The organism is Arthrobacter sp. ES3-54 (assembly GCF_029504395.1).
Lineage (GTDB): Bacteria > Actinomycetota > Actinomycetes > Actinomycetales > Micrococcaceae > Arthrobacter.
In genome coordinates this window covers 35040-61442 of the sequence record NZ_JAQFIF010000019.1, presented here as the reverse complement: position 1 = coordinate 61442, position 26403 = coordinate 35040, and the positions used below count along the sequence as shown (strand labels likewise).

The 26403-nt window shown below is 63.9% G+C and carries 25 protein-coding genes; 16 read left to right on the top strand and 9 right to left on the bottom strand.

Annotated elements, in window-relative coordinates; all coding sequences use genetic code 11:
* Positions 1-174: L-serine ammonia-lyase, iron-sulfur-dependent, subunit alpha (locus M2428_RS20415; protein ID WP_277527372.1), on the top strand; the 174-nt coding region annotated here is incomplete at its 5' end.
* Here M2428_RS20415 and M2428_RS20410 read toward each other — a convergent pair.
* On the bottom strand, positions 155-1699 hold the full coding sequence (locus M2428_RS20410; RefSeq protein ID WP_277527797.1) for a PucR family transcriptional regulator: 1545 nt from the start codon (positions 1697-1699) through the stop codon (positions 155-157). The two genes, M2428_RS20415 and M2428_RS20410, sit on opposite strands and share 20 nt — an antisense overlap.
* Positions 1700-1907: 208 nt before the next feature.
* Between M2428_RS20410 and speB the strand changes: the two genes are divergently transcribed.
* From speB to M2428_RS20370, 8 genes are all read left to right on the top strand, one after another.
* Positions 1908-2912, top strand: coding sequence for an agmatinase (gene speB, locus M2428_RS20405; protein WP_277527796.1), 1005 nt, complete (start codon positions 1908-1910; stop codon positions 2910-2912).
* Between the two features lie 179 nt (positions 2913-3091).
* On the top strand, positions 3092-4564 hold the full coding sequence (locus tag M2428_RS20400) for a cytosine permease (RefSeq protein WP_277527795.1): 1473 nt from the start codon (positions 3092-3094) through the stop codon (positions 4562-4564).
* 131 nt (positions 4565-4695) lie between these two features.
* On the top strand, positions 4696-6198 hold the full coding sequence (locus M2428_RS20395; protein ID WP_277527794.1) for an aminobutyraldehyde dehydrogenase: 1503 nt from the start codon (positions 4696-4698) through the stop codon (positions 6196-6198).
* Between the two features lie 28 nt (positions 6199-6226).
* Positions 6227-7522: a D-arabinono-1,4-lactone oxidase gene (locus tag M2428_RS20390; protein ID WP_277527793.1), complete on the top strand. Its 1296-nt coding sequence runs from the start codon at positions 6227-6229 to the stop codon at positions 7520-7522.
* 98 nt (positions 7523-7620) lie between these two features.
* Positions 7621-8379 carry an SDR family NAD(P)-dependent oxidoreductase gene (locus tag M2428_RS20385; RefSeq protein WP_277527792.1) on the top strand — a complete coding sequence of 253 codons (759 nt, stop codon included), beginning with the start codon at positions 7621-7623 and terminating at the stop codon, positions 8377-8379.
* Positions 8380-8417: 38 nt separating this feature from the next.
* Positions 8418-9341, top strand: coding sequence for an NAD(P)-dependent oxidoreductase (locus M2428_RS20380; RefSeq protein ID WP_277527791.1), 924 nt, complete (start codon positions 8418-8420; stop codon positions 9339-9341).
* Between the two features lie 29 nt (positions 9342-9370).
* Positions 9371-10249 carry a polysaccharide deacetylase gene (locus M2428_RS20375; protein WP_277527790.1) on the top strand — a complete coding sequence of 293 codons (879 nt, stop codon included), beginning with the start codon at positions 9371-9373 and terminating at the stop codon, positions 10247-10249.
* Positions 10250-10403: 154 nt separating this feature from the next.
* Positions 10404-11903, top strand: coding sequence for an amino acid permease (locus M2428_RS20370; RefSeq protein WP_277527789.1), 1500 nt, complete (start codon positions 10404-10406; stop codon positions 11901-11903).
* Between the two features lie 89 nt (positions 11904-11992).
* Here M2428_RS20370 and M2428_RS22280 read toward each other — a convergent pair whose 3' ends face one another.
* The 4 genes from M2428_RS22280 to M2428_RS20350 form a co-directional block, all read right to left on the bottom strand.
* Entirely contained in the window at positions 11993-13372 is a 1380-nt protein-coding gene (locus M2428_RS22280) for a hypothetical protein (RefSeq protein ID WP_346780765.1), read from the bottom strand.
* Positions 13373-13556: 184 nt separating this feature from the next.
* On the bottom strand, positions 13557-15125 hold the full coding sequence (locus tag M2428_RS20360) for an APC family permease (protein ID WP_277527788.1): 1569 nt from the start codon (positions 15123-15125) through the stop codon (positions 13557-13559).
* Positions 15122-16165: an agmatine deiminase family protein gene (locus M2428_RS20355; RefSeq protein WP_277527787.1), complete on the bottom strand. Its 1044-nt coding sequence runs from the start codon at positions 16163-16165 to the stop codon at positions 15122-15124. Before M2428_RS20355 ends, M2428_RS20360 begins: the two co-directional genes overlap by 4 nt.
* The gene (locus tag M2428_RS20350) at positions 16162-17229 is read right to left on the bottom strand and encodes a nitrilase-related carbon-nitrogen hydrolase (RefSeq protein WP_277527786.1); all 1068 of its coding nucleotides are present in this window, start codon (positions 17227-17229) and stop codon (positions 16162-16164) included. Before M2428_RS20350 ends, M2428_RS20355 begins: the two co-directional genes overlap by 4 nt.
* Positions 17230-17498: 269 nt before the next feature.
* On the opposite strand from M2428_RS20350, the gene M2428_RS20345 reads away from it, so the two are divergent.
* The 3 genes from M2428_RS20345 (at position 17499) to M2428_RS20335 (ending at position 19394) form a co-directional block, all read left to right on the top strand.
* Positions 17499-17993, top strand: a complete 495-nt coding sequence (locus M2428_RS20345; RefSeq protein WP_277527785.1) for a GyrI-like domain-containing protein — start codon at positions 17499-17501, stop codon at positions 17991-17993.
* A 170-nt stretch (positions 17994-18163) separates the two neighbouring features.
* On the top strand, positions 18164-18466 hold the full coding sequence (locus tag M2428_RS20340) for a DUF4193 domain-containing protein (RefSeq protein ID WP_277527784.1): 303 nt from the start codon (positions 18164-18166) through the stop codon (positions 18464-18466).
* Positions 18467-18851: 385 nt separating this feature from the next.
* Positions 18852-19394, top strand: a complete 543-nt coding sequence (locus tag M2428_RS20335; RefSeq protein ID WP_277527798.1) for a hypothetical protein — start codon at positions 18852-18854, stop codon at positions 19392-19394.
* Positions 19395-19459: 65 nt separating this feature from the next.
* On the opposite strand, the gene M2428_RS20330 is transcribed toward M2428_RS20335, so the two are convergent.
* From M2428_RS20330 to M2428_RS20315, 4 genes are read right to left on the bottom strand one after another with little or no spacing between them, the layout of a single operon-like run.
* A complete protein-coding gene (locus M2428_RS20330) occupies positions 19460-19864 on the bottom strand; it encodes a flagellar assembly protein FliW (protein ID WP_277527783.1) in 405 nt (134 codons plus the stop codon).
* The gene (gene flgL / locus M2428_RS20325) at positions 19861-20745 is read right to left on the bottom strand and encodes a flagellar hook-associated protein FlgL (RefSeq protein ID WP_277527782.1); all 885 of its coding nucleotides are present in this window, start codon (positions 20743-20745) and stop codon (positions 19861-19863) included. The genes M2428_RS20330 and flgL overlap by 4 nt, the downstream gene beginning before the upstream one ends.
* A gap of 4 nt (positions 20746-20749) precedes the next feature.
* Positions 20750-22174 (bottom strand): flagellar hook-associated protein FlgK, encoded by a 1425-nt coding sequence (gene flgK / locus M2428_RS20320; RefSeq protein ID WP_277527781.1) that lies wholly within the window; start codon positions 22172-22174, stop codon positions 20750-20752.
* A gap of 10 nt (positions 22175-22184) precedes the next feature.
* Positions 22185-22673 (bottom strand): flagellar protein FlgN, encoded by a 489-nt coding sequence (locus M2428_RS20315; RefSeq protein WP_277527780.1) that lies wholly within the window; start codon positions 22671-22673, stop codon positions 22185-22187.
* A gap of 286 nt (positions 22674-22959) precedes the next feature.
* Here M2428_RS20315 and M2428_RS20310 point away from each other — a divergent pair, with 286 nt between their 5' ends.
* The 4 genes from M2428_RS20310 to M2428_RS20295 all read left to right on the top strand — a co-directional run bounded on the left by M2428_RS20310 (position 22960) and on the right by M2428_RS20295 (position 26296).
* A complete protein-coding gene (locus M2428_RS20310; RefSeq protein WP_277527779.1) occupies positions 22960-23820 on the top strand; it encodes a flagellin in 861 nt (286 codons plus the stop codon).
* 190 nt (positions 23821-24010) lie between these two features.
* Entirely contained in the window at positions 24011-25342 is a 1332-nt protein-coding gene (fliD, locus tag M2428_RS20305) for a flagellar filament capping protein FliD (RefSeq protein ID WP_277527778.1), read from the top strand.
* Positions 25339-25878: a flagellar export chaperone FliS gene (gene fliS / locus M2428_RS20300; RefSeq protein WP_277527777.1), complete on the top strand. Its 540-nt coding sequence runs from the start codon at positions 25339-25341 to the stop codon at positions 25876-25878. The genes fliD and fliS overlap by 4 nt, the downstream gene beginning before the upstream one ends.
* A complete protein-coding gene (locus tag M2428_RS20295) occupies positions 25871-26296 on the top strand; it encodes a hypothetical protein (RefSeq protein WP_277527776.1) in 426 nt (141 codons plus the stop codon). The genes fliS and M2428_RS20295 overlap by 8 nt, the downstream gene beginning before the upstream one ends.
* Positions 26297-26403: the final 107 nt, after the last annotated feature.

Here is a 26403-nt window from a genome sequence, read left to right as displayed (position 1 = left end):
ATCGCCGCCGCGAAGGCCATCAACGCCGCCAAGATGGCGCTCTGGGGCGACGGCACCCACCGGGTCTCCCTGGACGAGGTCATCGTGACCATGCGGGAAACCGGCAAGGACATGAGCTCCAAGTACAAGGAAACCGCGATGGGCGGCCTCGCCGTCAACGTCGTGGAGTGCTGACCTCAGCCGTCGGCAGACGCCGCGGATTGCCTTGGAGGTCCATGGCTTCATGGATCTGCAGGGCAAACCAGAGTTGCGCCAGCGTGGAGGTTTCGGTCATATCAAGGCCTGTCAGCTCACTGATTTTCCGGATGCGATAGATGATGGTCTGCCGATGCGCGAACAGGGCCGCCGCCGTTTTCTGCCAGGACCGTTGCATGTCAAGGAACGTCCTCAGCGTAACGATGAGGTCCCCGTTTTCGCTCTGTTCGTATTCGAAAATGGGTCCGAGGAGCCGCTGGACCAGTGCGTTGCCTTCCTCATAGCTGGTAAGCCCCAGCCACGAGGGTCCCTCGGCATAGCGGACCAACCGCTCACCGGTGCTCGCTGCCGTCCCAAGCGCCCACATCGATTCCTGCAAAGCCCTCTGCGTTCCAGCGGCTGCGGAAGGCCGGCTGACCCCGATCCTCACGTCCACGGGGACGGCATGCCGCAGAAGATCGTCGGTGCAGTCTGAGGCGACAGCCAAGTGCAATGTATTGAACCTGCGCTGGCACGCCGTCGGATAGCCGTGTCGCCAAAGATTAACGTGGATCCCGGCCAGGCGCTCACCGTCCTCGCTCGACATGGAGATGATGAGGAATTCCCGTGTCGAAATCCCGAACTCAGGCAGCCGGCTTTCAATGTCGGCGATGCCCAGGCGCCCGTCGAAGGCCTGCAAAAGGAACTCCGCACCCAGCCGGCGCTCGTTCTCGAGGGACAGCACTGTCCGCGACAACTCCAGTCCAAGGACTGTGGCCGCATGGAGCAGTACCACCGCATCCGGGTGCGGCTCGGATTTAGGCAGCACCACCAGAAGCGCATTGGCGTGAGTCGGAATATCCATCATGAGAAGGTGGCCGTCGCCCAAACGGTGCCACTGGAACTTCTTGCTGGCGACCGGTGACTTGCTGGTCAGCGGTTCAAGTTGCCGCCTTAGGTCCGGCGGCAGCGACTGGCCTCCGGGATGCCAGGCATGCAGGCACCGTCGATCAACCACGAAGAGGCTGGCGTCGAGTTCAGCTTCGATGCCCAGGATCAGACTCAGCCAGTGGTTCTCAGATGGCCCCGCCAGCCGTAGCAGGTCGTAGATACGGGCCGTCTGACGCAGTTTGCGGGACTCCTCAAGCAATGAAGACTCAGCGACCGAACGTGCGATGGCGATGAACGGAAGCGGGTAGGGGATGTTGATGACCGGCAACGGCAGGCGGTCACAGGCTTCGAGAAACTGGGGCAGGAGCTCAGGGGCATGCATCTGCTCGCCGATCGCCAGGGCGCTGGCACCTGCGTTGACCAGTGCCTCGGCCAGCTCAACCTGCCCCTCAGGATCCGCCGGAATGGAGAGCCCGTTGGTCATCATGAGCTCGCCGCCGGTGATCCATTCCCACAAGCGCGGGAGGTCGGAGGTGTGGGCCCAGGTGACCCGGTTGCCCAGGCCTGCGGAGCCCGCCAGAAGGGTCAGCCCAAGCTGGGGTTCGGCCAGCAGTTCGGCCACGGTGATCGCCATGTGTGGTTCCTGTTCATAAGTCCGGAGGCCACCCCAAGGCCGCTTATACACATGTATAAGCCCCTCGGTTATTTGTAGTCAATCGGCGCCTGTACCGCGTGACGCCGATCACTAATAGTTAAGGCATAGACCTCAACCGGCGCAGAAGCACAGCACAGAGAAGAACCTGCCAGGCCGGCTGAACCCAAGCAACTGGAGGATCCCTGTCATGACCACGCACAAGCCAATCGGCCCCGTCGACGCAACAAAAGTCCCCCGCTACGCGGGCCTGGGCACCTTCGCCCGGCTTCCTCAAATCGACCGCGTCCCGGACTATGACATTGCGATTGTCGGTGTCCCGTTCGACGGCGGTACCTCCTACCGCCCGGGCGCCCGCTTCGGTCCGGCTGCTGTCCGTGAAGCGTCGCGGCTCCTGCGCCCCGGCTACCACCCGGAGCTCGACGTCGAGCCTGTATACGAAGCCCAGGTTGTCGACGCGGGTGACATCGCCTGCACCCCCTACGACATCGCCCGTGCAGTCCGCGAGATCGAGGAGCAGGCACTCCCGCTCCTCGGCGACGCCGGCTCCGGCAAGAGGCTCATCTCCATCGGCGGCGACCATACCATCGCGCTCCCGATGCTGCGGGCGTTGAATAAGGTCCACGGCCCGGTGGCCCTGCTCCACTTCGACGCACACCTGGACACTTGGGACACCTATTTCGACCAGCCGGTCACGCATGGAACCATCTTCCGCCGGGCATTCGAAGAAGGCCTCCTCGTCGAGGACAAGTCGATACACGTGGGCATCCGCGGCCCGGTTTACGACCGCAACGACTTCCTCCGCGACCACGAGTTCGGCTTCCAGATCATCCGCTGCTCGGACCTGGACGTCATCGGGGTTCCGGCCGCGATCCAGCGCGTCAAGGAGCGGCTGGGCGACACCCCGGTCTATGTCTCCATCGACATCGATGTCCTCGACCCGGCCTACGCACCGGGCACCGGCACCCCGGAAATGGGCGGGCTCCACTCCCGCGAACTGCTGGCCCTGCTCCGCGGACTGGACGGCATCAACATCGTGGGCGCCGACGTCGTCGAGGTCGCTCCGGCCTACGACCACGCAGACATCACCACAGTCGCCGCGGCGACCCTCGTCTTCGACCTCCTCGCCCTGATGGTGAACCGCAGCAAGGCCTCCGCCAACGTCGCCCAAGAACTGCAAGCCGCCACCGTTTGAGCCACAAGGGCTGGGCATCGCGCCTGATTCGTACATATGTATGAACAGGTTTACGGCGTCTATTCAATCGCCGGATTTCCACTGTGACAAAAGTCACGAATGATTGATACATCAGATCCCGTGCTCGACGAAGCGCCGGGACAGAACAAAGAGGTTCCCATGTACTCCAGGAACGCATCATGAGCACGCACCCCACTCACGCCGTCGCGGCCGAGGTGCCCCGGCTCGAGGACAAGACCATTCAGCCCATCCCCGCCGACGAACGCCATGGCAAAGCACGGGACCTTTTCACCATCTGGTTCGGTTCCAACATCATGATCATGACCATCGTGACCGGGGGACTCGCGACCACGGTGTTCGGGCTCAGCTTTGTGCCCGCCATCGTCGGAATCATCATTGGAAACCTTGTCGGTGGCATCTTCATGGCACTGCATTCGGCCCAAGGCCCGCAGCTGGGCGTGGCGCAGATGATTCAGACCCGCGGCCAATTCGGTTCGTACGGGGCGCTGCTGATCGTTGTCATCGTGGTGATCATGTACGTCGGGTTTTTCGCGGCGAACCTCGTCTTTGGCGGTCAAGCACTGGCCGCAGTCAGCCCGGGCATCAGTGTTGACGCAGGCATCATTGTCATTGGCGTCTTGAGCGTCGTTGCCACCATCTTCGGCTACCGGCTCATCCACGCCTATGCACGCTTCTTGAGCATCGTGGCCGGTCTGGCGCTGGTGCTGGCCTTCGTCTGGATCCTGGTCGTCCACGGATTGCCGGCCAACTTCCTGGACCAGGGAAACTTCAACTGGGTGGGCTTCATGGCCACCATCTCCGTCTCCGCCCTCTGGCAGCTCGCCTACGCTCCCTACGTCTCGGACTACTCCCGCTACATGCCTCAGGGCACCGGCTCGGCCCCGGCGTTCTGGGCATCCTACTCGGGCTGCGTCCTGGGGACACTCTTCCCGATGGTGTTGGGTGCCTTGGTGGGAACGCTTGCCCTGACACTGATCAACGATGGCAGCACCGTCGAAATAGTCGGGAGCCTGGGAGCCATGCTAGGGCCATGGACCATGGTGATCATCGGAATCTTCTGCCTCGGCGTTGCGGCGTCGAACGCCATGAACCTCTACTGCGGGGTCCTGTGCACGCTCACCATTGGGCAGACGTTCAGGCCGACCTGGTTGCCCCACGCCAAGACCCGGACCATTGCGGCGATCCTCATCTTCACTCTCGCCCTCTCGATCGCGCTGTTCGCCCGCGACAATTTCATCTTCTTCTACACGAACTTCCTCTCCTTCCTGATGTACGTCCTGGTTCCCTGGACCGCCATCAACCTGGTCGACTACTACCTCCTGCGTCACGGCGACTACAGGGTTGAGGACTTCTTCAAGCGCGACGGCGGGATGTACGGAAGGTTCAACTGGGTTGCGATCGGAGCCTATGTTGCCGGCGCACTGATCCAGGTTCCGTTCTCGGCAACAGCGATGTTCACAGGCCCTATTGCCGCAGCGATGAACGGCGTGGACGTCTCCTGGATTGTTGGCCTGGTGGTCGTTGCACCCCTGTACTACTTTGCGGCGCGGGTGTTCCGGAAGGAGTCGGAAGCAGCGCCCTTTCAGTCGCCTGCCTTCGCAGCTGACCTGATTGAAGCCCCACGGGTCTAACGCCCCCACGGGTCTAACGCCCTCCCGGGCTAACGCCCACCGCGGGCAGACCGCCCTCCGCGGGCGTACCGCCCGGCCCCAACACAAACTCCCGACGCCGAGACCGGCGCAGAAAGCAAAGGCTAAGTACCATGACACTCACTAACATCGAGCAGTTCACAGTCCGACGCTCTTCCGCGGAGCAAAGCTGCGCCAGCGTTTTGCCTCCGACGGGGCACTTCATCGGTGGAGCGTTTGTTCCCGGTTCCTCGACCCGGCTGATCGACGTCGTAGATCCCACCACGGAGCAGGTCATCGCGTCGGTGCAGGCCGGCACAGCCTCGGATGTGGACGTTGCGGTTGAGGCGGCCGTGGCGGCCCAGAAGTCCTGGGGCGCCACGACCCCGAAGGAACGCTCCGAGGTGCTCTCCCTGATCGCCAACATCATTGAAGCCAACCGTGAAGCGTTCGAAATCATCGAGTCCGCCAACACCGGTAAACCGCGGACCGTCGCGGAGGACGATGTCTCCAGCACCATCGACACCTTCCGATTCATGGCCGGAGCTTCCCGCACACTGACCTCCATGGCAGGTGGCGATTACGCCACCGGACACACGTCGGTCATCCTCAGGGAACCGGTCGGCGTCGTAGGCGTCATCACTCCTTGGAACTACCCGCTGCTGATGGCTGCGTGGAAGATCGCGCCCATCCTGGCCGCCGGAAACAGCATCGTCCTCAAGCCCTCGGAACAGACTCCTCTATCGACGCTGAAGCTGGCAGAACTTGTCGCCGGACGCATCCCCGACGGCATTCTCAACGTCGTGACGGGCAAAGGCCGAACCGTCGGGCAGCGACTCTCCGAACACCCTGACGTCGCCCTCGTTGCGTTGACGGGGAGCGTCGTCAGCGGACAGGCAGTGGCGGAGACCGCGGCCAGGTCCGTCAAGCGCGTGCATCTGGAACTCGGCGGCAAGGCCCCAGTTGTTGTCTTCCCCGACGCCGACCTCCGCGCGGCCGCCGCCGGCGTGCGAAACGCCGGCTTCTGGAATGCCGGCCAGGACTGCGGTGCCGCCTGCCGCGTGCTCGTCCACGAGTCCGTGGCTGAGGAGTTCACCGAGCACCTGGTACGTGAAGTCGGCACGCTCGTCGTCGGCGTCCCAGGCGCAGGGGACGACGTCGAAATCGGTCCCATGATTTCGCGCCCGCACTTCGAACGTGTGAAGGAATCGCTTGCCGAGGCAAAGGCTGCCGGTCTTCAGGTGGCCATCGGCGGCTCGGCCTTGGATGGCCCCGGCTACTTCATTGAACCCACAGTGATCAGCAACGTGCCGGCCGGGGCGCATATTGCTACCCACGAAATCTTTGGTCCCGTCGTCACCGTCGAGTCCTTCAGTTCCACTGAAGAGGCCATTACTCGAGCAAACGAGAGCCCCTACGGCCTTTCCGCCTCGGTATGGACCCGGGATTCGAGCCTCTCGCTCCGCGTTCCGAAGCAGCTCGATTTCGGCACCGTCTGGGTCAATTCACACCTGGTGCTGGCCTGCGAGGTTCCGTGGGGCGGATTCAAGGGATCAGGCTACGGCCGCGACCTCTCGCTGTATGCCTTGGACGATTACTCCCGGACCAAGCACGTCATGATCAACCACGGCGCATGAGCGTTAAGACCAGCATCGGAGCCCAGCGATGACCACCACGAATCATTCCCACTCCGCGTCGTCGGCGCGCGCCGCGACCCCGTCCGCTCCCTTCGGGACAGACGTAACCTGGACCAACTGGGGCGGCAACCAGAGCGCCACACCGGCCTTCACTGTCCGGCCCCGGAACGAACAGGAAGCGCTCGACGCCGTCCGGTTCGCCATCCGCGAAGGCCTGCCCGTGCGCGCAGTCGGCTCAGGGCATTCGTCCTCACCGCTTGTCCAGACGGGCGGCGTCCTGATGGACATGTCCGCACTCTCGGCAATCACCGGAACCGACCTCACGGGGCGCCGTGCGAGGGCCCTGGCCGGCACCACCATCAACGCCTTTGGCGATCCGCTGTGGGAACAGGGGCTGGCACTGGGCAACCAGGGCGACATCGACAAGCAGCAGATCGCCGGGGCACTCGCGACCAGCACCCACGGCTCCGGAAAGAACCTGGGCAGCTTCTCATCAGCACTGCGTTGGGTCAGGCTGATCAACGGCTACGGCGAAATCGTCGAAATCGGTGAAGGGCAGCTCCGCGAACTCAGGGCCGCCCAGGTCGCTTTGGGGACGCTCGGAATCTTCCTGGAAGTCGAACTGGCGGTCGAGGACCGCTATTACCTGCAGGAGGAGATTACCTATCCCACGTGGGCGGAGACCGCGGCAACCTGGCAGGCCGACATCGACGGGAACCGACACTACTCGTTCCTCTGGTGCCCGGACGACGATTCCTGCGAGCTCCTGGACCTGCCCGGTTCGCCGGGCCAGAGCATGGCAAACCGCAGTTACACCAAGCGGTACAACATCGCCCAGGTCAAGGACGAGCGTGAAATTTCCCGCACGGAAGGTGCCCGGCTGGACCGGTCGTACCGCATCTACCCGGGCGGATTCACCACACCGTTCCATGAACTCGAGTACTTCGTTCCCAGCGAACACGGCTTGGAGGCCGTCCAGGCTGTCCAGGATCTGATCCGCACCAAGCATTCCGACCAAAAGTACCCCGTAGAGGTCCGCTGGGTGAAAGCCGACGAAGGTTACATGTCCCAGTTCCAAGGACGCGACACCACCGTGATCACCCTGACCACCGAACCTGGGACCGACTACTGGCCCTTCTTCCGGGATGCGGATGCGGTGCTGCAGGAATTCGAGCCACGCGCACACTGGGGAAAGATCCATTTCATGACGAGGAGCCGCTTGGAGCGTCTCTACCCGGAGCTTGACACCTTCATCCAGATACGCCGGGAGTTCGACCCCCGCGGCATGTTCCTTAACGACCACACTCGTGCGCTCGTTGGCTAATCAGCCATCTAGGTCAAATCGGCAATTCCGGCGTATGCCCCCAAATCGTGACCGGGGCATACTGCCCGCCCTGCCACAACCAATGGGGAAGAGAAGACATGAGCCATTTTCAGGACAAGACCTACCTTGTCACCGGAGCCAGTTCCGGCATAGGTCTCGCGACCTCTCGGGCCCTTCTGGCGCAAGGGGCAAAGGTTGCGGCAGTCGGTCTCCCGGACCGTCTGCTGGATGACGCAAAACGCCAACTGTCGGGTGCTGTGATCTTCATCGAAGCCGACGTATCTGAGTCCCTGCAGGTCGATAGCGCCTTCGCCCAGGCCGAGGCAGAACTCGGACCACTGAGCGGGGCCTTCAACGCCGCAGGAGTCTCCAGTGTTGCGCCCATCGCCGAAACGTCCGACGAGCTGTGGCAGAGACTGATCCGGGTGAACTTGACCGGCACTTTCCACTTCGCCCGGGCAGCGGCGCGAACACTCACATGCAACGGCGGTGGATCGCTCGTCTGCACTGCCAGCGAGCTATCCCTTGTCGGCCAGGCAGGCTACACGGCATACACCGCGACCAAGGGCGGCGTCCTTTCGATGATGCGGTCTTTGGCCGCCGAACTCGCACCGGCCGGCGTCCGGGTCAACGCACTGTCGCCGGGCACGACAGATACCCCGATGCTTACGGCCGAGTTCGCGAACGAAGAAGAACGCGCCAGAGACGAAGCGTCCGTACCACTTGGCCGATTCGCCCTGCCTGAGGAGATTGCAGCCGCTGCGCTGTGGCTACTGGGTCCTGAATCCTCATATGTCACGGGAACAAACCTTGTTGTCGACGGTGGTCGAACCACGACGTTCCCGCTTGGGCATTGAATCCCACATCCAACGCACCTACTGAAAGGCAATATCACATGAGCTCTGTTCTGGTCACAGGTGGTGCCGGATTCACCGGACGCCACATAGTCAACCAACTCGCCGACGCCGGCCATCAAACGGTCAGCTACAACCGGGACTTCATCGAGGCGCCACGCCCCGATGTAGTTTCCGTCCAGGGCGAACTGTTTGATATCCCTCGTCTCCTCGAGGTATTCAAGGAGCACGACGTCGACACCATCGTCCATACCGCAGCCATATCCCACCCGACCTATTCCCTGAGCTTTCCCCTGGCTACGTTTGCTGCCAACGTCGAGGGAACGGTGGCGGTTTTCGAGGCGGCACGACTCCACGGCGTCAAACGGATCATCAACTTCTCTTCCGAGTGCGTGTACGGAAAGACCTCAGCACCGGTAGTTCTCGAATCGGAGCCAGTAAATCCGACGACGCCTTACGCCGTGACGAAGGTTACCGGGGAATGGCTCGGACAGGTCTATGGCGAGAGGTATGGAATCGACGTCATCTCCCTGCGCATCGGCCAGGTTTACGGACCCGGAAACCGCATGGATGAAGTCATGCGGGATATTATGCGCGGCGTAGTCCGCGACGGTTCATTCTCACAGGACCACGGAGCCGACCACCGCTACAACCTTGTATACGTCCGCGACGTCGCTCTTGCCATCCTGGCGGCAGTCCAGGCACCAGAAACGGCCTCGGCCAGGCCCCTGGCGTACAACATCTCCGGCAGCGAGTACTGGACACTCAGCGACGTAGTCAAAGAAGTTCGGATCGCATTCCCGGACGCCACTGTGGAGATCGGGCCCGGGACGGATCCAACCCTGGACTTGCAGGGCCACTTCAGCATCGCTTCCGCAGCCGCGGATCTCGGCTACGAATCGGCCTGGCCGCTGCAGCGGGCCCTCGGCGATTACGCCGACTGGCTCTCCACCCATGACTTCTGACCCATTTCTTCTGACCCATAGGGACGAACATGACATTCGATAAAAGCGGCTGGAGGCAGGGGGCGGCCTGCGTTGCCGCGTTGACCTTCGACGTCGACGCCGAGTCCCCCGTCCTGGCCGCCGGCCGGCGCTATGCCGACAATGCGATGGCGATGACTCACCAGGCGTTCGGACCCAAGGTGGGTGTTCCCCGGATTCTCCAGATGTTGAAGGACGTGGAGCAGCCGGCGACATTCTTCATTCCAGGCGTAACCGCGGAGCGATATCCCCGCATGGTTGAACAGGTCCTGGAATCGGGTCATGAGATCGCGCACCACTCACACACTCACCGCACCGCGGTGAACATGAGTTTCGACGACGAACGCGCCGACTTCGATCTGGCGCTGGCTGCACTCGGGCGCTTCGGCATTTCTCCAAAGGGGCACCGCGCCGCGCTGTGGGAGCCCTCGTGGCAGACACCCTCGTTGGTGGCTGAATACGGGTTGAAATACGATTCCAGCCTGATGGATGCGGACGTCCCGTATCTCATTGAAACCCCCGCAGGCACAGTTGCGGAGCTCCCCCCACATTGGAGTCTGGATGACTGGGAGCAGTATGCCTTCCTTCCGGAACCCAAGATCGGTGAAATCATCCAGTCGCCACTTGTCGTGGCGGACATGTGGATTCACGAGATCGACGCAATGCGACGTCATGGTGCTCTTTTCATGCTCACCTGCCACCCGTTCCTCACTGGGCGGGCAGGACGGCTGGAGGCGCTGCGGACCGTTATCGAAACTGCGCTGGAACGAGGCGACGTCCGCTTCTCGACGTGCGAAGCGCTCGCGGAAGCGGCACTCGGTGACCCTGGATTGAGTGCCGAGCCACTCAATCCAGTTACAGCGTCCGCGGAGCTCTACCCGGACTACTGAATCCGGACTAGTGAGCCGTGAGACACGGCGAACATTGATGATCCCAAAACACAACAGGCCAAGGGCGAAGCCCTTGGCCGCGCATCAGCCACGCCCGCCGCGCGTTGTGAAGCTTCCACCCTAAGACCGTCCCAGCGAAAGAAGGCTCATAGCAATGAACTCCCCGTCCCAGCTGTTGTCGGACGTACCTGGTCCAGCACAGACGCCTGATCCTGAATCCCTCCAACTCAAACGGGAGATGGGGTTCTGGTCCTCCTTCTCGTTGGCGTTTGCCTTCATGTCCCCAATTATCGGCTTGTACGGAGTATTTGGCTTGGCCCTGATGGCCGCAGGGCCGGCCTTCTGGTGGGGTCTGTTGGTCGTCCTCTTGGGCCAGGCCCTGGTGGCGGCCGTACTTGCCGAGCTCGCTTCACGTTGGCCTGTTGCCGGCGGGGTCTGCCTTTGGTCCAGGTCCCTTCTCGGGCACACCTACAGCTGGTACGCAGGATGGACCTACATCTGGACCCTCATCATCACAGTTGCCGCTGTGGCCTTCGGTGGAGGCACATTTCTGGCCTCATTGCTCGGCATCGAACAGCCTGACACGACAACGAAGATCGTGCTGGGCGCCGTCATCCTATTGGTGAGCACCATAGCCAACTCCGCCGGACGGAAATGGCTGAGTCTGCTGGTGACTGTGAGTATCGTGTGCGAGGTCATCGCGAGCCTCGGAGTCGGGTTGGTACTCATCATCTTCCATCGCCGAAATTCCCTCAGCACCATCCTGGAGTCTTTCGGAACCGCACCGGACACCACCGCCTATGTCTTTGGGCCTTTCCTTGCCGCAGTGGCAATTATCGGATGGTCGTTTGTGGGATTTGAAAGTGCGGGCGCAATAGCCGAGGAAGTTCGATCTCCCGAACGCAAGGTGCCGCGGGCAGTACTGACGTCCCTGGTCACGGTGGCATCTGTCATCACGTTTTCGTGCCTGGCCCTGCTCCTCGCAATCCCTGATATTGGTGCCGCCATGTCGGGGGCAGACCCGGACCCGATTACGACAACCCTCACTGCCAATCTTGGCGAGGGAATCACTAAACCGCTCCTGGTGACCATCGTCCTGGGATTCATCGCAGGGACAGTGGCGCTCCAGGCAGCTGTATCTCGGTCGATTTTCGCATTCGCCAGGCTGGATGCCCTACCTGCGGCCAAGTTTCTGAGGCGCCTCAGCAAGACAGACCGGCTGCCCATCAACGCACTCTTAGTCTCTGCGGTCGCTTCAATGATTGTTCTTGCCCTGTCGGCATCACAGGTTTATGGCGCCCTCATTGCGTTTGCGACGGCCGGCTTCTACGTGGCATTCATCTTTCCAGTGCTGGCCGCCCTGGTAGTTCGGCTGAAAGGAGCGTGGAAGGCCGGACCCTTCAGCCTGGGAGTTCTTGGCCCAGTAGTGAACGTGGCCGCGCTGCTGTGGTTGGGTTTTGAGATCGTCAATATCGCTTGGCCTCGGCAGCCAGAAGCGCCCTGGTACCAGAACTACGCAGTGATTGTAGTTTTCGTGATCCTTGGCCTGGCGGGTTTTGCGGTGGAGAGGCATCTGCGTCGACGCAATGGCGCCCACCTGGCGACGGAGACGGAGAGAGAGTCAGAGCCGGAACTGCTGAACGTCGGACCGTGAGCGCCGCCCGGCCTCCGTCCCGGTGATTTTGCCGGGAGGAGGGGTTTTTCATGCCCGGACATGGGGCGCGGCGGGCCGGCGTCTGGAACTCAGATGCAGGACTTGTTGTAGTCGAAGCCGCCCGAGATGTACTGGGCCATGGTGACTTTCCCGCCGCCTGTCAGCGGCGCGGCCGAACACATGCTGCTGGCGTTTTGGAGGGAGCTCCCGCCGGCGAGCCAGCTTCGTTGGGCGTAAAGGCTGCTTGTCGAGGGCACCGCGCCGACGATCTGTGCCCATTGGTAGCCGGTTGAGTAGAGCCCTGTTTTGGCGCCGATGCTGGCAAAGTAGGTGGCCATGCCCTCCAGATCGGCTCTGTTAGCGGCCTTGTTCGTTGACCAGGAGTTTTCGGTCTCGACGTCCAGCCACCAGGTGTAGGAGGCCGGGTTCTTGACCCCGCGGATGTTGGCGTCGTCGTAGGCCTTGGCGTATCCGTACATATAAGAGCACGCCGAGCCGACCGACCCCTTGGTGCACTGGCCGTACGGGTTGGCCACGGTCTTCCCGGCATAGGTGTTGCTGATGGGCCACCAGGAGCCGGCGGTCCCCGGGTTTCCGGTGTTTACGTACAGGGCCACGAGGGGCTGGCCGGTCCCGCCGGTGGACGTGGCGGCCCAGGACAGCTGGGTGGCCAGGCACGAGTTGGTGTTGTTCGCCAGACCGTTGTTCACACCGATGATCGCGAAGCTCTGACCCTTGGGCAGGGGTTTGCCACACTGCGGCCAGGACACGTCGACGCCGGGTCCCGCGGGCGTGACTGCTGCTGTGCCGGCCGAAGTCCTCGCGGCGGTGGTGTAGCCGGCCTTCGTTCCGGTGACGGTAACGGTGAGGGCCTTGCCGGTCTGGGCTGCGGCGGGTTTGTAGGTGGCGGCGGTCGCGTCCATGACGACGACACCGTTGGCCTTCCACTGATACTTCAGGGTGACCGGTGCCGGACCCCAGATGCCCGGGACCGCGGTCAGGGTGTAGCCGACCTTTGTCATGCCGGTGATCGTCGGCACAGGGGCCGGCCCGAGCGAGCCGGCGGCGATGGCTGCGGTGGGGGTCGAAGTCTTCGAGGCGGTGGTGTAGCCGGCCTTCGTTCCGGTGACGGTGACGGTGAGGGCCTTGCCGGCCTGCGCCGCGGCCAGTTTGTAGGTGGCGGCGGTCGCGCCGATGACGACGACACCGTTGGCCTTCCACTGATACTTCAGGGTGACGGGTGACGGACCCCAGATGCCCGGGACCGCGGTCAGGGTGTAGCCGACCTTTGTTTTGCCCGTGACCGTCGGCACAGGGGGCGTCTTCAACGGCGCGGCGGACGCTACACGTACCGCCGTCGTCATATCCGGCGCTGCGGATGCCGGGGCAAGCGGTGCCAGGCAAAGCATCATGACCACAACCAGGAACAACGGAATTGATAGAGGCCGGACACGGTCGAATAGCAGCATAAAAATTTCCCCCAAATTGCCGCGCCCGGAACAGGCTGCGCTAGAGCCCGCAGAAATGCAGACAGCGTGAATCTAGCACGGGGAGGTGTTCCTCAACATGCAATGGCAGCTTTGCGGGCGACGGACGCACGCAAAAACCCGCCGGCTCCGAGCTCACCCGGGCCGGCGGGTCCTTACTGCGAGGCTACTCCGGAACCACCAGCGCCGGGGTGTCCTTCCGGATGGTCTCGCCCCGGAAGAAGCCCGGATGCAGCTTTGCGGTCACGAGCATGACCACGACGCCGAGGGCGAGGATGCCGATGCCCAGGATGAACACCAGGCCAACCCCCAAGACCTCGGAGCCGCTGCCGAACTCCGGTGCCCAGCTGTCCACGGCGGTCTGGAAGAAGACCACGGTGAGGACCAGGCCGCCCAGGACCGGGAACAGCAGCCGCATGAAGAAGTTGCGGACGCTTACGAACAGGCTGTGCCGGAAGTACCACGTGCAGGCGAACGCCGTGAGGGCGTAGTAGAAGCAGATCATCAGGCCCAGGGCCATGATGGTGTCGTTGAGGACGTTTTCGCTGACCACCTTCATGACGGCGTAGAAGCCGCCGGACAGCAGGCCGGCGATCACCGTGGCGTAGCCAGGGGACCCGAAGCGCTTGCTGACGGATGCGAAGCGCGGCGGCAGCGCCCCGTAGTGCCCCATCGCCAGCAGGCTGCGGGCGGGGGAGGCCATGGTGGACTGCAGGGAGGACGCGGTGCCGGAGAGCACGGCCAGGGACATCAGGATGGCCAGCGGACCCATGACGGGGGAGGCCAGTGCTGCAAAGATGTTCGCCTGGTTGTCCGGGTTGTTCAGGCCGATGCCGTCGGCTCCGGTGCCGGCCACCATCATGGTAGCCACGATCACGGCGAGGTAGAGCGCCAGGACGGCGACCGCCGTCGTGGTTCCCGCCCGCCCGGCGGTGCCCCGGCCGCCCTTGGTTTCCTCGTTCACGGTGAGGCAGACGTCCCAGCCCCAGTAGACGAAGACGGCCAGTGACATGCCGGCGGTGAACTGCTCGAAGCTCTCGATCTTCGCCGGGTTGAACCAGTCCCAGCTGAACGCGAGCGATGTGCCCGCATCACCGGAGGCTGCATGGCCGAGCGCCATGATGATGAAGACGGCCAGGACCAGCACCTGGAATCCGACCATGCTGTACTGCACGAGCTTGGTGGCGTGCAGGCCGCGGTAGCTGACCCAGACGGCGAGTGCCACGAACACCAGGCAGGTAACAATGTTCACGGCCGTGTTCGAAGTCAGGTCCGCGAGTTCGGGGTTGTTGAACACCTGGGCCAGGAACAGATAAAAGAAGTCCACCGCGACGCCGGCGAGATTGGACAGGACGATGATGTTGGCGGCCAGCAGCCCCCAACCGCCCATCCAGCCGACAAACGGGCCGAACGCCTTGGTGGCCCACGTGAAGGTGGTGCCGCTGTCCGGGGAATCGGCGTTGAGCTCGCGGTAGGCGAACGCCACCAGGATCATGGGGATGAACGCGACGATGAAGATCGCCGGCAACTGCACGCCCACGGCGCCGACGGCCGGTCCCAGCGAACTGGTGAGGCTGTAGGCGGGCGCCACGGAGGAGATGCCCAGGACCACGACGGCGAGCAGGCCCAGCTGGCCGCCCTTGAGCCCCTTGCCCGTGATGCCGTGTTTGGAACCGGCCGGATCGACGACGTCGTGTGTGGTGGTGCCGTCTTCACGGCCGATAGTTTGACTCATGGCTGACCTTTGTTCTGGGAGGCGGACGGTTGCTGTTGGGTGATGCAGTGGATGCCGCCGCCGCGGGCGAAGAGCTCGCGGGCGTCGATGCCCACCACTTTGCGGCCGGGGTAGGCGTCGCCGAGGATGCGCAAGGCTTTTTCGTCTATCGGGTCGCCGAACGTGCAGGCGATGACGCCGCCGTTGACCACCAGGTGGTTGATGTAGCTGTAATCGACGAAGCCTTCCTCGTCACTCAGGGTTTCCGGGGCGGGGACCTCGATGATGTTCCATTCGCGGCCGGCCGCGTCCCGGGTGGTGGCGAGGTGGCTGATGATGTCCCGGCTGACTTCGAAATCGGGGTGTGCCGGGTTCTGCTGGGAATGGACCAACACGGTGCCCGGGGACGGGATGGCCGCGACGATGTCGACATGGCCGCGGGTGCCGAACCGTTCCGAATCCCGAGTCAGCCCGCGCGGAAGCCAGATGACGTGGCTGGTGCCCAGGGTCCGGGCCAGTTCTGCCTCGACGTCGGCCTTGCTCAGCCCGGGGTTCCGGCCCGGATCCAGCTGCACCGTCTCGGTGACGAGGACCGTGCCTTCGCCGTCGACGTGGATGCCGCCTCCCTCATTCACCAGCGGCGAGACGAGGTGGCTGGCACCCGAGCGTGCCGCGACGGCAGCTGCGACGAGCGAGTCCTTGTCCCAAGCGGCCCAGTCCTGGCCGCCCCAGCCGTTGAACACCCAGTCCACGGCGCCGAGCCGGCCGCCGTCGTCCACGACGAACGTGGGGCCGATATCCCGCATCCAGGCGTCGTTCAGGGCCGCGGTGACCACCTCGATGTCCGGGTGGAGGTAGCGGGCAGCGGTCTCTGCATCCGCCGGCGCCACCAGCATGGTGACCGGTTCGAACTCCACGACGGCGTTCGCGACGGCGGCCCAGACTGAGCGGGCGGCGTGGGCTTCTGCCTCTGTTTCGCCCAGCGTGTAGCCGCCGGTGGGGAACGCCATCCAGACGCGGTCCTGGGGTGCCGTTTCGGACGGCATCCGCCAGACGCTCATGCCGTGACCTTCTGCGCAGTTTCCTTATGCACAGTTTCCTTCTGCAGGGCCTCATACGGATCGAGGCCGAGCGGGGCGTCGGCGCGAACGGGTTCGGTCAGCCGGGCGTAGGTGTCCGGCCGGCGCGTAGCCAGGAATGGGAAGAGCGTGAGCCAGTCCTTGCGCTGGTCAAGGTCCAGATCCGCGACGAGGACGGCGGATTCGTCGCGAGGTGCCTGGGCCAGGATCCGTCCGTAGGGATCGGAGATGAAGGAGGAGCCGTAGAAGTTCAGCGTGCCTTCACTTCCCCAGCGGTTGGGGACAACCATGAACAGCCCGTTGGCAATGCCGTTGCCCACAATGACCTGCTGCCACAACGGCTGGGTGTCGAAGTCCGGGTGGTCCGGCTCGGAGCCGATGGCGGTGGGGTAGACCAGGAGTTCGGCCCCGCCGAGGGAGTAAATCCGCGCCAACTCGGGGAACCATTCATCCCAGCAGGTGGGCATGCCCAACCGTGCGCCGCCGAGCTCGGCGGGGGAGTGGACCGCGTAGGCGTCATCGCCGTCCGGGCCCTGGCGGAAGAACTTGTCCTCGTAGTAGCCAGCCGTGACGGGGATGTGCAGCTTGTGCGTGCGGGCCAGCAGTTCGCCGTCGGGGGAGACCAGAATGGCAGTGTTCAGGCCCAGGCCGTCGTCAGAACCGTCCGGGTTCTCCGCCTTCTGGTACAGCGAGGCGTGGACGCAGATTCCGTGCCGGCGGGCCGCGTCCGCCGCGAAGCGGAAGGTGGGGCCGGTGAACAGGTCCTCGGCGATGTCCGCGGGCCGCGGGCGCGGGGCCCCGCCGCGGGTGGTGTCATTTTCGGGCAGGGTGTCCGCGGGATACCGGGACAGTGTGAGCTCGGGCAGGAAGACGACGTCGGCCCCCAACCGGGCGGCCCGCCCGATGCCTTCGTCCAGTTCGGCGTGCAGGGCCGCGGCGTCAGGATGCCAGCGGTGCTGCACGACGCCGACCCGCAGTGCCGGCCGGCTGGACGGTGTTGTACGGGCGAGGGAGGGCGGGGTGTCGAGAGACGTGATTTCGATCATGGCTACTCCAGTGAGACGGGGGTCACATAAATGAACGTTGTTCATTTAGTATTGGGGGAATCGCGATGCGGGGCAAGACCTAATATGAATAAAGTTCATTTATTTATCCGCGGGCCTAAGGGTCCGCGTGTCCGGGCGTGCGGCCGGACACGCTGCTGGCCCTCCGTGAACCCTCCGTGAACCCTCCGTGGGCGGCGCTCTGTGGGCGCTCCGTGGGCGCGGGACGTAAGGCCCTAGACCGCGGATTGGACGCGGCAGAGTCTGGGCGTATGACTCAAACGAACCCGGGGGCGGCTCCGGACATCAAGCCCGCCCAACTCAAGGAACAGCCGACTGCAGTGGTGCGTGAGACTGTCCCGATGAATGCGCTCCGGGACTTTTTCGGCCGTGCCTTCGGCGCCGTCATGGGTGCGGTGCAGGAGCAGCATGTCCAGCTGGCCGGACCCCCGTTCGCCCTGTACCGAGGCAAGCCGACCGACGTCGTCGACGTCGAGGCGGGGTTCCCCCTCGCGGCACCCTTCACGAATCCAAGCGGCGCGGAGACTGCTGTTGTCGCCGGGGCACTCCCCGCAGGCCGGGCCTACGAGGCGATGCACATCGGGCCCTACGAATCGCTGCAGCAGACCTACGGCGCGATCATGGCGCGGATGCGGCAGGACGGCGCGAGCCCGGGGGAAGCAATGTGGGAGTACTACCTTACCGATCCCGGCGCCGAGCCCGACCCGGCGAAGTGGCAGACGCTGGTGGTCTGGCCGGTCGCCTGAACTGCCCGCGTGTTGGCCGCGGCCTGGGCCGCGGGCCCTGGCTTCCGCGCCCCCTCCGACTCATTGTGTCTGATTGGCCACACTATTCCTCAACTCCATGCATAATGTCCTAAACTGCTTCACTGAGGTGCCTGAAATGGCGCTGCGCAGCAACGAAAGTGAACCCCGATATGGCTACCGATTACGACGCCCCACGCAAGACAGAAGAAGAATCTCCCGCTGAGTCGCTGGAGGCCCTTCAGGCGTCCCGCAGCGGCGGCGCGCAGACTGCTGTGATCGACGTCGATGAGAATGACACTGCTGAAGGCATCGATCTCCCGGGTGCGGATCTGTCCGGCGAAGAGCTGACGGTCATTGTTGTTCCCGAGCAGTCCGACGAATTCACCTGCTCCTCCTGCTTCTTGGTCCGTCACAGGTCCCAGGTCGCCCTCGAAAAGAACGGCATGAAGTACTGCCGCGACTGCGAAGGCTAAGAGTCTTTCCGCGTTCCGGCTGCTCCGCAGCTGGCGACGTTCCGCTGTTGATAAGACAGCAAGCCGCACGAAGCGCCGGACCTGCGAGGGTGCCGGCGCTTCGCCGTTTGTGGCATAGCCCGCGGCTGCGCGTGTTATCTGTTCGTGAAGGTAGGTCTCGAAATCTGTCTGTGAAATCCGTCCGTGACCAGGAACGGGCCACATTAACAGTTGGGCGCCGATAAGGTTGGGGGCCTCGCCCGCCCGTTCGGCGCCGCCTACGCTGAAAGCGTCTGACCTGCACTGACTGTTCAGCCAGCTCAAGAGCTCAGGCAGCACCAGAGGGTGGCCCGCCGTGAAAAAGATCCAGTTGAAGAAGACCCACGCTTTGCTCGCGGCAGTGCTGATGGCCGCCGGTCTCGGGGTGCTTGCGCCTGCGCCGGCCGCCGGTCTCGGGGTGCTTGCGCCTGCGCCGGCCGCCGCGGACCCGTACTGCGGACAGGTCTGGGGTTCGCTGAGCAAAACGGATCCGGCCATGAGCCAGGCCAAGGTGGTGAACGTGCGGACCGGTCAGCATTACTGTTTTGACCGGCTGGTCATTGATCTCAACGGCCCTGTGGCCGGCTACTCCATCCGCTACGTGCCCGAGGTGGTACAGGACGGGTCCGGCCTGCCGATCCCGCTGGAAGGCCAGGCCTTCATTCAGCTCACGGTCAATGCGCCTGCATATGACGACGCCGGCAAACCCACCTACAACCCGCCGAACAAGAGTGAGCTGACGGACGTGGCCGGCTACCAAACGTTCCGGCAGGTGGCGTGGGCGGGCAGCTTCGAAGGCTACAGCAGCCTGGGCCTGGGGATCCGTGCGCGGCTGCCGTTCCGGGTCCAGACCTTGTCAGGGCCGGGCGCCGGGTCACGGTTCGTGGTGGATGTGGCGCACTTCTGGTGAGGCGGGGCGGCACAGCGCGGAGCTGCGCGCCTTGCCCCGCGGACTGGCTAGAGCAGGCGGGTTGGCTAGAGCGAGCCGAGCTCGGCCCGGAGCGGGAAGTCCCGGCCGTCCAGCACCAGTTGCGTGCAGCGGCCCGTGCCGCGGTTGAGAACAATCGGCGCCATGAGGTTGACCGTCGTGGAGCCGGGGGAGTGGTTGACCACGATCAGCACCTGGGGTGCCTCCCGCTCGTCAAGTTCCAGTGCATCCAGTGATGCTGCCGGGATCGGCGGAGCGTAGCTCGGCGCGAACACGGCGGCGTCGGCCAGGAACAGCCGCACCGGGCTTGACCCGGCCTCCAATGCGTACAGTCCGGCCGCGCCCTCGACGCTCCGCAGCACGAAATCGTGCAGATCCTCGAAGCCTGGCATGGGTGCGGTGAAAGTGACGGGCAGGCTAGCGACGGGAGTGTCCATGACCGGGGTGCTCACCGCAGGAAGTCCATGAGGGTGGGCTGAAGCACCCTGGCCGTCGCGGCGAGGGCCACTTGGTAGTTGGTCTCCTGAAGTTTCAGGTCCATGATGACGCTGCCAAGGTCTGCCGTTTCAATGCCGGTCTTCTGTGCGTCCAAGGAGGCCTCCAGTTCTGTGTTGGCGCTGCCAGCCCGATCCAGCCGCGCCTGGCGCGTTCCAATTTCCGAACGGCCGTTGACGATGTTCTTGAATGCAGTGTCGACGCCCGCCACTCGCGGCGAAATGTCCGTGCCTGTCCGCAAGTCGGCCGCCATCTTGCTGACGATATCGAAGACCGAGCCGTTACCGCTACCGAAGATCGCAGCGCCGTCGGCGTCGACGCGGACGGTTTCGGTGGCGCTGATGCGCCGTTCCACGGGGCTCTTGGGCAGACCGTCGAGCGCGGGAGGGGTGCCTGTGAAGGCACTGGCGGCGTCCGAGCTGCCGGCAAAGATGTTGCGGCCCAGATGCTTGCTATTGGCGATCGAAACCAGGTCCTTGTTCAAGGAGTCCAGCTCGTTGGCGATTGCGTCCTTGCCGGTTTGGTTGAGCGAGCCGTTGCCGGCCAGGACCGTGAGGTCTTTGATCCGGTGCATCACGTTGGTTGCCTGTTCGAGGGCGGAGTCCGCCGCCGTGAGCCACGTGTTGCCATCGTCAATGTTGCGGCCGTACTGAGCGTTGGCGGCGAGGAGCGCGCGGGTCTCGAGGGCCTGCGCGGTGGCGGCAGGATCGTCCGACGGGCGCGAGATCTTCTGGAGCGTGGTCGCTTTTTCCTGCAGCTCGGCCAGCCTGGACTGCTGGGTCTGCAGTGTACGCTGGGCGTTCGCGCTCATGGTCAGGTTTGTTACCCGGTTCAGCATGTGGCTACCTTCCTACCAATCCGGTGCGGTTGATCAGGACGTCGAGGGCTTCGTCGACGGCGGTCATTACCCGGGCCGCGGCCTGGTAGGCGTGTTGGTTGGTCAGCAGGCTGACGTTTTCCTCATCCAAGCTCACTGACGCCTGGGAGGACCGGCTTGTCAGTGCGGATACCTGAGCGGCTTCGGTGAGTGATTCGTGCTGCTGGGCTCCGCGGGACTGAACGCCGATGTTTGTGACAATGCCTGACCAGGCTTTGTCCGGTGAGGTTGAACCGGTGCCGAGTTGCGAGATCTTGTCCGCGATGCTGGTGTCAAGGGGGCCGCCAGTCGATGCCTTGAGGGCGATATCGGCGGTGTTTGCCGGTCCCTTGATGTTCAGCGCGGCGGGGCCGGTGCCGGGGATGGTGAAGAAACCGACGCCGGTGGCGCCGGTGCCCGTGACTCCCGTCGCGTGGATGGGGTTCACGGCCGTAGCGAGGGCCGTGGCGAATTTGTTAAAGGACTCGGCGGCCTCGGCGATGGCGCCACCAGAGCCAGGAGTGGACGGCGGTGTGGCGATGGGCGCCAGCACGGATAATGCTCCGGCGACTTGGCCGCCATCAGGGGTTGCGACTCCAGCCGGGTTCTGCCACACCAACTGCACAGTCGATCCCATCCGATCCGATGGGGAACCCGAGAGAGCGAGCGTCCGCAATGAGCCGCCCGTAACCAGCGCGTTGCCGCCGACAAGGACGTCGACTGTGCCGTCGGATTGCTCGCGGACAGTGCCCCCGACGAGGCCGGCAATCTTGTCCGTGAGCTTGGCCCGTGCATCGATCAGTTCATTGGCCGATCCGCCGGCTGCGAGGGTGGAACGGATAGTTGTGTTGTAAGAAGCGACCTGGGCAGCGGCCGCGTTCACGGCGTCCACATTGTCGGAGGCCTGGGCGCGGGTCCTGCTCCACTGCGAGTCGAGGGCCTGATAGGCGGAGGAGATCTTGTCCGTCACGGAGTTGGCAGCGTTCAGCAGGAGCCCTTTCGGGCCGTCCTCCGAAGGCTGGTTGGCGGCGGCTTGCCAAGCGGACCAAAAGCCCTGCAGCGCGGTCGAGATACCGTTTTCGCCTGGCTCCTGGAGAATTCCTTCAATGCCCTGCAGGGCAGAGGAACGAGCACTCGCGTAGCCAGCCTGGGCTCCGGCCGAGCGAACACTGCCATCGAGGAAGCTGCTGCCGAGCCGCGCGATGGCGTCCACCGAAACACCCTGCCCGGCCTGCAGTGCGCCGCCGCTGAAGAGCCCGCGGGCAGGGGCGGCCAGCGAGGACTGGTCTACACGCTGACGGGTGTATCCCTCGGTGGCGGCGTTGGCGATGTTCTGCCCTGCCACGTTCATGCCCTGCTGGGCGGCGGTCAGCCCACGGTAGGCGGTGTTCAGGGCGCCGAAGGTGCTCATGGTCGCTTCCTTAGAATTGCTGGTCGAAGATGCGGGAGCCGGCGGATTGCCCGGTCTTGCCGTGGGCGTCGTAGGTGCCCGCCGCGGCCGTGGGGTTGAGGTCGGCGAGTGACTCCTGCGTGGAGCGGACCGCTGTGCGCAGATACTGCTCGTTGGAATCCCGCAGTTCCTTGATCAGCGCCGTTTGGCGGGTCAGCGCCGTCAGGTGCGCGGTGAGGACCTCGGCCCAGGCGCCTTCCGGGGCGGCGGCGGCGAGTTCGGCCAGGGAGGCATCGGTGGGGAGTCCCCAGACCTCGGCGACGACGGCGGCTTCAATCGTGCGCGCCAGGCTGGCCTGGGAGAGGTGACCCAGCACCTGCTCCACTTCCTTGGTCCCGTGGGGCAGCCAGCGGGACTTGCCCGAGGTCAGCAACAGCTGTTCTTCCTCAAGCTTGAAAGTCAGAACGTCCAGGAGTTCACGCTCCCGCCACAGCAGGGCTGAAAGTTCGTGGATGGCCATGGTCCGGACGGCTCCCTCATGTGTGAATGGTGCGAGTTACGGGTGTCCCGAGGCGTCTATGTCATCGTGCGGACGATGCGCCAACAGCTGGGCTCGTAGAAACTATCGGCGGGGCCCGAGGATCCGTTAGCGGGAATAAGACTGATAACACGCGAAATTTAGCGGGCGAGGAAATCCAAAAACAATTCTGCATTTCTGCTTACCTGTGCTTCCCAAAGTGCGATAGCTACTGCTGAAGGCCCACGGATGGGCCATCGCTTACAGTCCCACTCACGGAGGAAACATCATGGGCTTCGTCATTAACAACAACCTCGCGGCTAACAACTCGTACCGCAACCTCAACGCCACGCAGTCCGATCTCTCCAAGTCGCTGGAGAAGCTGTCCACCGGTCTGCGCATCAACCGCGCCGGCGATGACGCAGCAGGCCTCTCCATCTCCGAGGGCCTGAAGTCTCAGGTCACCGGTTCGGCGCAGGCCGCCCGCAACGCCCAGGACGGCATCAGCGTCATTCAGACCGCTGAAGGCGCCCTGACCGAGGTCCACTCCATCCTGCAGCGTATGCGCGACCTGGCTGTTCAGGGTGGTAACGACACGAACAACACGGACGCACGTACAGCCATCCAGACCGAAGCCGACGGCCTCGGTAAAGAGCTGGACCGCATCACGACTTCCACCAACTTTGCGGGAATCAAGTTGCTGGATGGTTCCGCGGGCACGGCTGGCGTCATTAGCATCCAGGCCGGCGCCGATGGTGCAGCCGACAACGTAGTTTCTGTCAATCTCGGCAATGCTGCAACCAGCATCAACACCGGAGCTGCGTTCTCGGCCGCAACCGGCGCAGCGGGATTCAAGGTTGGGACGGCGGCTGAAGCAACGCAGACGATCGCCGACCTCGACAAGAGCATCGCGGCCGTATCCGCTCAGCGTTCGGACCTGGGTGCGTCCCAGAACCGTCTGGAGTACACGATCAAGTCCCTGAACATCGCCGGTGAAAACCTGCAGGCCGCTCAGTCCCGCATCGCCGACGTCGACATGGCTCAGGAAATGGTCAAGTTCACCAAGGCCAACATCCTGTCCCAGGCCGGCACCGCAATGCTGGCCCAGGCAAACCAGTCCAGCCAGGGTGTTCTTTCGCTCCTGCGCTAAACCGGTTCCGGCAGTCCGGTAGTCCAGAAATGAGTCTGCCACCCTGATCGGACGAAGAGACACCCCCGATCAATCATGCTGCGGAAGGGCCGGACGATGGCGAAATCATCGTCCGGCCCTTACGTGCAGTATTTGCACTAAAGAAAAAGCGTCAGCAGCAAGCATATTTCGACAGCAAGGGGAGGCAGCGATGGGGATCTCACTGGACGGACTGGCCAGCGGGCTAGACACCACCGCGCTGATTGCGTCCGTGATGCAGGTAGAGGCCATTCCTCAGACCCTGCTCAAGAACAAGTCGTCCGACATTCAGTCCATGGTCTCCGCGCTCCAGGGGCTCAACAGCAAGGTCGCAGCCCTCGCGACTCAGGCCACGGCTGCGGCCAAACCCGGCGCTACGGACCTCTACGCTGCGACTACGAGCAGCGACAAAGTTGCTGCTACGACAACCTCGACGGCAAAAGCTGGTTCGATCGACTTTCAGGTGACTCAGCTCGCGCAGACTCAGGTCACAGTGACGCCCAAAGTGAACGCCGTCGTGGGATGGCCTTACACCACTATGACTATCAACAGCGGGGGCAAGGACTATACGATCGAGCCGCTCGGGAGCAACCTCGACGACGTTGTTAACGCAGTGAACGCCGCGGGCGCCGGCGTGACGGCCAGCAAGGTTTCCGTGGGCGGAGGGGAATTCCGGCTCCAGTTCGCGGCCACGAAGTCCGGCAGTGCCGGTGCCTTCACCATTTCCGACGCCGGCACGGCCTTCACAGACGTCAAGACCGCCCAGGACGCTGAAATCGCTCTCTGGCCGGGCACAAGCGCGGCCCAGACGGTGAAGTCGTCCACGAACACTTTTACGGAACTTCTGCCGGGGGTGTCCATTACCGCCAAAGAAGTGACCTCCGCGCCCGTCACGCTCACAGTTGCCCGCGACGACGCCGGGATCACCAAGCTGGCCTCGGACCTCGTCTCAGGCGCAAACGGCATCTTCTCCCTCGTGGCGAGCAAGACCGCGGTGAGCACCACGACCAACACCAGCGGCACCACCACAAGCGCGGGGATCTTCGCCGGCGACAGCACCGTGCGTTCGGTGAACCAAAGTATTCTCTCGGCCGCATCGCTGCCGGTGGGCACCCCGCCGAGATCGCCGTCGGAAATTGGCATCAGCATCACCAAGACCGGCGCCATGGAATTCGACGCCACCAAGTTTGCTGCCGCCCTCGCCGCCGACCCCGCGGGCACTGCGGCTAAGGTCCAGGAGATCGCCGGGCGCATCGCCACCGCGGCCACCGCTGCGTCGGACAAATACACCGGCACGCTGACCACCACCATCACCGGCCAGCAGTCCGAGGTCCGCGACCTGGCCGATCGGATCAGCGACTGGGACACCCGCCTTGCCTCCCGGAAAGCAACGCTCCAGCGCACCTACTCCGGCCTCGAAGTGGCGCTCAGCAACATGAAGGCCCAGCAGTCCTGGCTCACGTCCCAGCTTTCCGGCCTCTCCTCAGGAAGTAGTTCATCATGACCACCAATGCCTACGGCAATGGTTACGGTACTGGTGGGTTTGGAGGCGCGGCCCAGCGCAACCAGTACCTCGAAGACTCCGTCCTCTCGGCGCCGCCCGCGCGCCTGCTCACCATGCTCTACGACCGCCTCCTGCTGGACCTTGGCCGGGCGGAGACAGCGCAGCAGGGAGCGAACTGGCCCGTCGCTTCGGAAAACCTCCTGCATGCGCAAGCCATCATTGCCGAGCTCGTCTCGTCCTTGAAGACTGATTCCTGGGATGGCGCCGACGGGCTGATCGGCCTCTATAACTACGCCTTTACGGCCCTGGTCAACGCCAACATCCAGCGCGACCCGGCTTTGACCCGCGAAGCCATCGAACTGCTGGAGCCCCTGCGCCAGGCCTGGCACGAGGCCGCGGCCGCCATCCCGGCGCCTGCCGCCGCCAGCCGCGGAACCGCGGCGGCATTCCCCGCCGCAGCCCCCACCGCCTTCTCGGCAGCCGGAGCCTGGAACACCCAGCCCGGTACAGGTGGGGGGAGTCTCGGTTTTGGCTGAGCGGGCTGACGCGGATACCGGCCTTGGGGAAGCCGGTTACAACCACACCGCATCAACCCTGACCGAATCCGCGGCCGATGACACAGCCCTGGCGGCCTGGACGGCTGTCCTGGATGTGCTCGAAATGGCGGTGCAGGCCGCCGAGCGTACCTTGAAGGATCCGCTGGGCCCGCTGTCCTCAGCAGTACCTGACCACGTGGCGCCGCTGCCCGTGGAACGCTGGACACCGCCCACCCGGCCCGGACCGCTGCCGGCGGCTGCGCGGCGTCGCGCCGCCGCCTTGGCCGCCGCCCAGGAACGCGTTGCCCACCGGCTCGATGAGGCCCGTATGGACGTGGCCCGCCAACTCCAGGCGGTGTCCTCGGTACCCGGTGTGGGCGAGTCTTCCGCCGCCATTTACCTCGACGTGAACGGCTGACACTTCCTCAGCTCAAATCTTTGAAAGAACTGTTGTATTTTCGCCTAACGCGGCGCTGACCAGTGCCGATAACCACTGATAGAGCACGGATCGCTCGCTTACCGGCC

What these genes read in the sequence shown, in the direction of transcription:
- M2428_RS20410 (WP_277527797.1), bottom strand. Translation starts at nt 1,699, where the DNA reads ATGGCGATCACCGTGGCCGAACTGCTGGCCGAACCCCAGCTTGGGCTG.
- speB (WP_277527796.1), top strand. Translation starts at nt 1,908, where the DNA reads ATGACCACGCACAAGCCAATCGGCCCCGTCGACGCAACAAAAGTCCCC.
- M2428_RS20400 (WP_277527795.1), top strand. Translation starts at nt 3,092, where the DNA reads ATGAGCACGCACCCCACTCACGCCGTCGCGGCCGAGGTGCCCCGGCTC.
- M2428_RS20395 (WP_277527794.1), top strand. Translation starts at nt 4,696, where the DNA reads ATGACACTCACTAACATCGAGCAGTTCACAGTCCGACGCTCTTCCGCG.
- M2428_RS20390 (WP_277527793.1), top strand. Translation starts at nt 6,227, where the DNA reads ATGACCACCACGAATCATTCCCACTCCGCGTCGTCGGCGCGCGCCGCG.
- M2428_RS20385 (WP_277527792.1), top strand. Translation starts at nt 7,621, where the DNA reads ATGAGCCATTTTCAGGACAAGACCTACCTTGTCACCGGAGCCAGTTCC.
- M2428_RS20380 (WP_277527791.1), top strand. Translation starts at nt 8,418, where the DNA reads ATGAGCTCTGTTCTGGTCACAGGTGGTGCCGGATTCACCGGACGCCAC.
- M2428_RS20375 (WP_277527790.1), top strand. Translation starts at nt 9,371, where the DNA reads ATGACATTCGATAAAAGCGGCTGGAGGCAGGGGGCGGCCTGCGTTGCC.
- M2428_RS20370 (WP_277527789.1), top strand. Translation starts at nt 10,404, where the DNA reads ATGAACTCCCCGTCCCAGCTGTTGTCGGACGTACCTGGTCCAGCACAG.
- M2428_RS22280 (WP_346780765.1), bottom strand. Translation starts at nt 13,372, where the DNA reads ATGCTGCTATTCGACCGTGTCCGGCCTCTATCAATTCCGTTGTTCCTG.
- M2428_RS20360 (WP_277527788.1), bottom strand. Translation starts at nt 15,125, where the DNA reads ATGAGTCAAACTATCGGCCGTGAAGACGGCACCACCACACACGACGTC.
- M2428_RS20355 (WP_277527787.1), bottom strand. Translation starts at nt 16,165, where the DNA reads ATGAGCGTCTGGCGGATGCCGTCCGAAACGGCACCCCAGGACCGCGTC.
- M2428_RS20350 (WP_277527786.1), bottom strand. Translation starts at nt 17,229, where the DNA reads ATGATCGAAATCACGTCTCTCGACACCCCGCCCTCCCTCGCCCGTACA.
- M2428_RS20345 (WP_277527785.1), top strand. Translation starts at nt 17,499, where the DNA reads ATGACTCAAACGAACCCGGGGGCGGCTCCGGACATCAAGCCCGCCCAA.
- M2428_RS20340 (WP_277527784.1), top strand. Translation starts at nt 18,164, where the DNA reads ATGGCTACCGATTACGACGCCCCACGCAAGACAGAAGAAGAATCTCCC.
- M2428_RS20335 (WP_277527798.1), top strand. Translation starts at nt 18,852, where the DNA reads ATGGCCGCCGGTCTCGGGGTGCTTGCGCCTGCGCCGGCCGCCGGTCTC.
- flgL (WP_277527782.1), bottom strand. Translation starts at nt 20,745, where the DNA reads ATGCTGAACCGGGTAACAAACCTGACCATGAGCGCGAACGCCCAGCGT.
- flgK (WP_277527781.1), bottom strand. Translation starts at nt 22,174, where the DNA reads ATGAGCACCTTCGGCGCCCTGAACACCGCCTACCGTGGGCTGACCGCC.
- M2428_RS20315 (WP_277527780.1), bottom strand. Translation starts at nt 22,673, where the DNA reads ATGGCCATCCACGAACTTTCAGCCCTGCTGTGGCGGGAGCGTGAACTC.
- M2428_RS20310 (WP_277527779.1), top strand. Translation starts at nt 22,960, where the DNA reads ATGGGCTTCGTCATTAACAACAACCTCGCGGCTAACAACTCGTACCGC.
- fliD (WP_277527778.1), top strand. Translation starts at nt 24,011, where the DNA reads ATGGGGATCTCACTGGACGGACTGGCCAGCGGGCTAGACACCACCGCG.
- fliS (WP_277527777.1), top strand. Translation starts at nt 25,339, where the DNA reads ATGACCACCAATGCCTACGGCAATGGTTACGGTACTGGTGGGTTTGGA.